This window comes from Flavonifractor sp. An306 (assembly GCF_002159455.1).
Taxonomy (GTDB): Bacteria; Bacillota; Clostridia; order Oscillospirales; family Oscillospiraceae; genus Flavonifractor.
The window spans coordinates 1-6,096 of record NZ_NFIQ01000118.1 but is presented as its reverse complement, the minus strand read 5'-3'; the positions used below and the strand labels follow the sequence as shown (position 1 = coordinate 6,096).

5 protein-coding genes and 1 riboswitch are annotated in these 6,096 nt (G+C 57.4%); of the genes, 3 read left to right on the top strand and 2 right to left on the bottom strand.

All coding sequences use genetic code 11. The features are described from left to right. Window positions 1-264 precede the first annotated feature (264 nt). Window positions 265-630 carry a hypothetical protein gene (locus B5F88_RS21655; protein WP_242959879.1) on the top strand — a complete coding sequence of 122 codons (366 nt, stop codon included), beginning with the start codon at window positions 265-267 and terminating at the stop codon, window positions 628-630. Between the two features lie 62 nt (window positions 631-692). After that, window positions 693-1,766: a glycosyltransferase gene (locus B5F88_RS18210; protein ID WP_204246267.1), complete on the top strand. Its 1,074-nt coding sequence runs from the start codon at window positions 693-695 to the stop codon at window positions 1,764-1,766. Here the strand turns inward: B5F88_RS18210 and queA are convergent. Together queA and B5F88_RS18200 are read right to left on the bottom strand one after the other, a co-directional pair. Next, the gene (gene queA, locus B5F88_RS18205; RefSeq protein ID WP_087348838.1) at window positions 1,753-2,784 is read right to left on the bottom strand and encodes a tRNA preQ1(34) S-adenosylmethionine ribosyltransferase-isomerase QueA; all 1,032 of its coding nucleotides are present in this window, start codon (window positions 2,782-2,784) and stop codon (window positions 1,753-1,755) included. The two genes, B5F88_RS18210 and queA, sit on opposite strands and share 14 nt — an antisense overlap. Then, a complete protein-coding gene (locus tag B5F88_RS18200) occupies window positions 2,781-4,463 on the bottom strand; it encodes a SpoIID/LytB domain-containing protein (protein ID WP_242959878.1) in 1,683 nt (560 codons plus the stop codon). The genes queA and B5F88_RS18200 overlap by 4 nt, the downstream gene beginning before the upstream one ends. A 113-nt stretch (window positions 4,464-4,576) precedes the next feature. Then, a riboswitch (Lysine riboswitch) is annotated at window positions 4,577-4,752 on the top strand. A gap of 160 nt (window positions 4,753-4,912) precedes the next feature. Here B5F88_RS18200 and asd point away from each other — a divergent pair. Next, window positions 4,913-6,016, top strand: a complete 1,104-nt coding sequence (asd, locus tag B5F88_RS18195) for an aspartate-semialdehyde dehydrogenase (protein WP_087348832.1) — start codon at window positions 4,913-4,915, stop codon at window positions 6,014-6,016. The last annotated feature ends 80 nt before the right edge of the window (window positions 6,017-6,096 follow it).

Sequence of the window (6,096 nt, the reverse complement as noted above, 5' to 3'; positions counted from 1 at the left end):
ACCGGTCCCACTGGACCTACAGGAACCGCCGGTGCCACTGGGCCCACTGGGCCTACCGGAGCGGCTGGAGCTACCGGTCCCACTGGACCTACAGGAACCGCCGGTGCCATTGGGCCCACTGGATCCACCGGACCCACCGGACCCACTGGATCTACAGGTCCTACCGGCCCGACTGGACCCAGAGGCGCCACAGGATCTACTCAGACCAGTTCGCTGTTCTCGGCATATTCAACCCCCAGCCAATCCATTTCTTCCGACACTCCCATGCTGTTTGACAGAAATGGCGTAACCTATGGAAACGCCATTTCCCATACAGCCGGGAGTGGAACCTTCACCATCAATCAACCCGGTCTGTATCAGGCGAATTTCCACGGCGTGCTGTCTGCGGACCCTGATTCCAGTTTCCCAGTAAATATTGTCACATCTCTGCAGCAAAACGGCTCCATTGTTCCGGGCGCTTCCATTCCCTATAATTTCCAAAGCAGTACGGAGAGCGTGCCCATATCGTTTTCCATCCCGCTTTCTATTTCCAGCGTTCCCACAACGCTCCAGGTGGTCGCGCAAGGCGCGACTCAAATTCCCAGCGCAATCACCTTAAACGTCATCAGACTGGGCGACCTCTCTTCCTGACAGTACGCAGAAAGCCGGACCCCTTGAATGGGTCCGGCTTTCTAATGAGACAGGAGGCCACAATGAAAATTGTCGTCTACGCAATCTGTAAAAACGAGTCCAAATTTGTTCAACGGTGGATGGAGTCCATGTCCGAAGCGGACCAAGTGGTTGTGCTCGACACCGGCTCCACCGATGAAACCCCACAGCTGCTGCGCAGCCAGGGAGCTCTGGTAACCGTTGAGGCTATAGCGCCATGGCGTTTCGATGTCGCCCGCAACCGATCATTGGAGCTGGTGCCAGAGGATACAGACATCTGTGTATGCACCGATCTGGATGAGGTCTTCCATCCCGGCTGGCGAAACGCGCTGGAAACAGTCTGGACTCCGGAAACTGGCCAGGCCCGTTATCGCTATACTTGGTCTTTCTGCTCGGACGGGTCGGAGGGTGTGGTCTTTTGGTGCGAGAAGATCCATCGCAGACACGGCTACCGCTGGACCCATCCGGTCCATGAGGTGCTGGAATGGATTGGCACCGGGGCACCGGGTCCCATGGTGACTGCGGCAGGAGTACAGCTGGACCATCATCCCGATCCGTCCAAATCCCGGGGGCAATACCTGCCCCTGCTGGAGCTGTCTGTGCAGGAAGCCCCAGAAGATGACCGCAACGTCCACTATCTGGGTCGGGAATATCTGTTTCATCAGCGGTGGGATGACTGCATCGCCATGTTAACCCGTCACCTGTCCATGCCGTCAGCCACCTGGGCGGATGAACGGGCAGCCTCCATGCGCTACATTGCCAGGGCATACCAGCAAAAAGGGCAGCCCGATACCGCCAGAAACTGGCTTCTCCAGGCCATTGCCCAGGCTCCCTATTTGCGGGAGCCCTGGCTGGAGATGGCACATCTTCTGTATGAACAGCGCAACTGGGACGGGGTACTCTACTTTACCGATGGCGCACTGGCCATTACCCATCGTCCGGACAGCTATATCTGCGAGGCAGAGCCCTGGGGCCCCCTGCCCCACGATTTGCGCTGTCAGGCTTACTATCACACCGGCCGGACTGCCCTGGCCCTGGATGAGGCCAGAAAAGCGCTGGCCCTCTCCCCTGCTGATCCCCGCCTGGCTGGAAATGTGGAACTGCTCAGCCGTCTGTGATAAACATGGCATCGCCGAAGGAGAAAAAGCGGTATTTCAGGTTTACCGCCTCCTGATAGGCGGATAAAATGTGCTCACGGCCTGCCAGAGCGGACACCAGCATGATGAGTGTGGATTCCGGCAGATGGAAATTGGTGATGAGACAGTCCAGCACCTTGAAGCGGTAACCAGGATAGATGAAAATATTGGTCCATCCCGCGCTCTCTTTCAGCGTACCGTCCTCCGCCGCCCAGGACTCAATGGTGCGGCAGGAGGTGGTACCCACACAGATCACCCGTCCCCCTTCCCGCTTGGTTCGATTGATCAGCTCGGCGGTCTCGGCGGAGATCATGCAGTATTCCGAGTGCATCTCGTGGTCCAGAATATCCGCTTCCTTCACCGGGCGAAAGGTACCCAATCCAACGTGGAGGGTCACATAGGCCAGATGCACCCCCATATCCGCCACCTGCTTCAGCAGGTCTTTGGTAAAATGAAGCCCGGCGGTAGGGGCGGCAGCGGAGCCCACCTCTTTGGAATAAACGGTCTGATAGCGCTCCGGATCCTGAAGCTCCGCCTTGATATAGGGCGGCAGCGGCATCTTGCCCAGCTGCTCCAGCTTTTCCAGAAAAATTCCCTCATAGTCAAACCGGACCAGGCGGTTGCCCCCCTCCAGCACCTCTGTGACCTCAGCGGTAAGCGCACCGTCTCCAAAGGAGACCTTGGTTCCCGGCTTCATTTTCCGGCCCGGCCTGACCAGACATTCCCAGGTCTTGTTTCCCCGGTCAATGAGCAGCAACACCTCCACCGCGCCGCCTCCCGGGAGCCGGTGGCCGATCAGTCGAGCGGGCAACACCCGCGAGTCGTTCAGCACCAGACAGTCTCCGGGCCGGAGAAGGCTGGGCAGGTCGTAAAAGTGCATGTGTTTGGTGGCGCCGGTATACTTATCTAGCACCAGCAGCCGGGAGCCGTCCCGACGCTCCAGAGGGGTTTGAGCAATGAGCTCCTCCGGCAGATAAAAGTCAAAATCCGTGGTTTTTATGGTTGGCGCACCTCGATTCCGGTGTAATAAAAATTCAGAATATCCTGATAGCTGTATCCCTGCTGAGCCATAGCATATGCGCCCCACTGACTCATGCCTACATTATGCCCCCAGCCGGAGCCAGTGATGGTAAACACACCAGCGGAGCCGCCGGAAACGGCGGAAGGAGCCAGCTGGGAGACGCTCCCGTCTCCTCCAATAACGTATGCAGCTCCATCTGTCAATGGGGACGTGCTGCCGCTGCCGTCCACCGCATAGGTGCCGTTCAGAGTGGGGATCGTTCCGTTCCCATTTACAGTATAGCCGGAGGAGGAGCCTCCGCCGCCGGTAACCGTATAGTGAATGGAACGCAGGCCCAGGAAGGTCCGGCAGTCATCCCGGATCTTGCTCCAGCTCTTCCCGCTGGAGTCGGTAAATGTGATCTCAATAGCGTTGCCGGTGGGGCTGGTTTTGGTCACCTTGAAATCCACGATACCGGAATTGATATAGCCTTTGGAATTCAGCAGATCCGTGAGTTCCTGGGCGGTATAGGTCACCGTCCAGTTGTAGTTGGGGACTTTATCTGCCACAGAAGCTTCATAAGGGTCCTCCTTGCCGATCAGATAGGGCACATCGCTGCCCCAGACGTTGACCGCGCTCTCCGTGGCGCCGCCGTCGTGGGAGGAATAGACCGCGTCGATCAGCGAACCGTTGTACCACAGGTACTCTCCCCTGGTCTCGGTCACGGCCCGGCTGCTCTCGGCGGTAACGTTGTCCATGCCGCTGTATGCCTGACAGTGGGTAGTATTGCACAGATCGAAGCCCTGGCTGCTGTGTTTCTGGGCCGTATAGTTCCGGTAGGCATAGGTCCGGGCGCACACCGCCTGGGCTTTCAGAGCCTCCAGCGGCCAGGATGCGTTCATCTCCTCGACGATCACGCCCTGTACATAGTCCTCCAGAGAGAGCACGTTGCTTACCGTCAGGTTTCCGCCTCCTACCCGCTGATATTGAAATCCACCGTAGTAGGTACTGCCCCGAAAAATGGTTTCAGCTTTCACGCTGTCATCCAGTCCAGGCTTGATCCCCAGGCAGAGCCCGCTGGTACTGTCAAATTGGAACAGGATCTGATTGGTGCCGGTCTTTACCACGGAAACTCCGGCGCTGGAGGTACCGGCTATTGTCGCGCCGGTCAGCCCCAAAGCAGTCTGGGCCGCCAGAGCGGAGGCCTCGTCGGGATAAGCGCCCACCCGCACCTGATAGCTGCCGTCCACCCATGCCACAAATCCGCCGGTCCACTGGGCTGCGGCGGCCGCCGCCTGTTCGTAGGTGCTGTAGGCATCGGGCAGTTTCAGATGATAGCACCCCACCACAATGTCGGAGGAAATGGTATCAAAATATCCAGACCAGTTGCCAGACGTACCATAATACACATTCTGCGTCTTGACCACAGAAATAGCGGTTTCATTGGTTTGGGCCAGCTGCTGGAAAGAGCGGTTGGAATCGTAGTATCCCAACCGGTAGCCGCTGCCCACATCGTTCAGCAAATTGGCACCCGGAAGCGCAGAGCTGCCAAAAAATAACCCCACACGGATGGTAGGATCAATGGTCACAGACGCCGCGCTGGTCTTCTCCCCCGGAACGCCAACCAGCAAGGCAAAGGAAAGAGCCGCCGCCGCAAACTGCACAAATCTTTTCTTCATAGATCGTCTCATTTGGTGAATTTCTCATCTCGCTTTCGTTGACACTCCAGTTAAACTTGTGGTACAATTTCACAAACTACACAGCGAAACTAAACGTCACGTCATTCAGTCATATGCAGGATAGAGGTTGCGGCCATTCAAGAGTAGCGCGCGGAGGGGACCGGTCCCTATGAACCGCGGGAAAGGGAACGCCGCCGAAGGGACGCTTTTCCGGAAAAAGCGTTGCCTGGCCGCTCAGTTAAGAGCTGTTCGGCTGTCGCCGCTGCCGCGGCGGAGCGCTGTCTGCTTTTGGACGATATTGTCGGGGGCAGTCTGTCCCTGCCATTATAGTACAAAATCAGCAGTTCTGTAAACTGCTGATTTTCTTTTTATCGCTGTATCACGTATTTCCGGTCTCAGACAAGCCGGGACCGGAATAGGCTTGAAGTATCACAATGGAGGTATGAAGCATGGAAAAGTACAAAGTCGGCGTCATCGGAGCTACTGGTATGGTAGGACAGCGGTTTGTCAGTCTGTTGGAGCATCACCCTTGGTTTACCCTCACCGCAGTAGCGGCCAGCAGCCGTTCCGCCGGAAAGACTTACGCCGAGGCCATTGGAAACCGCTGGGCGCTGGAGACGCCCATGCCTGAGTGCGCCAAAAATCTGGTGGTACTCAACGCCACCGACGATATTGAGGCCATCACCGCTCAGGTGGACTTTGTCTTTTCCGCCGTTGACATGAAAAAAGAGGAGATTAAGGCGCTGGAGGAGGCCTATGCCAAGCATGAGTGCCCTGTGGTGTCCAACAACTCTGCCCACCGCTGGACCTCCGACGTGCCCATGGTGGTGCCTGAGATCAATCCGGAACATATTAAAGTAATCGAGGCCCAGCGAAAGCGACTGGGGGTGGAGCGCGGGTTCGTGGCTGTCAAGTCCAACTGCTCCCTCCAGAGCTACGTTCCCGCCCTGCACCCCCTGCGCGGTTTTGGCCTGGAGCAGGTGCTGGTATGCACCTATCAGGCCATCTCCGGTGCGGGCAAGACCTTTGAGACCTGGCCGGAGATCGTGGACAACGTGGTGCCCTATATCGGAGGCGAAGAGGAGAAGAGCGAGCAGGAGCCCATGAAGCTGTGGGGTAAGGTGGAGAACGGCGTGATTGTCAACGCCGAATCCCCCGCCATTACCGCCCAGTGCCTGCGCGTGCCCGTCTCCAATGGCCATATGGCCGCCGTGTTTGTCCGGTTCCAGAACAAACCTTCCATGGACGAGATCAAAGAACTCTGGGCAAATTTCTCCGGCCGGCCTCAAGAGCTGGCTCTGCCCTCCGCTCCCAAGCAGTTCCTGCACTACTTTGAGGAGCCCGACCGCCCCCAGACCCGGCTGGACCGGATGTGCGAGGGCGGCATGGCGGTCTGCATTGGCCGTCTGCGTCCTGACACGCAGTACGACTATAAGTTTGTCTGTCTATCTCATAATACCCTTCGCGGCGCCGCAGGCGGCGCAGTCCTTCTTGCCGAACTTCTGTGCGCGGAGGGTTACATTACAAGGAGTCCTGCAAACAAAAGTCAATAGCTGAAATAAAAAAGTCCCGCAAAAATTGCGCGACTGAAAAAGGGCATGACAAAACAAGCTGGAGAAAAAGCTTCGCCAGC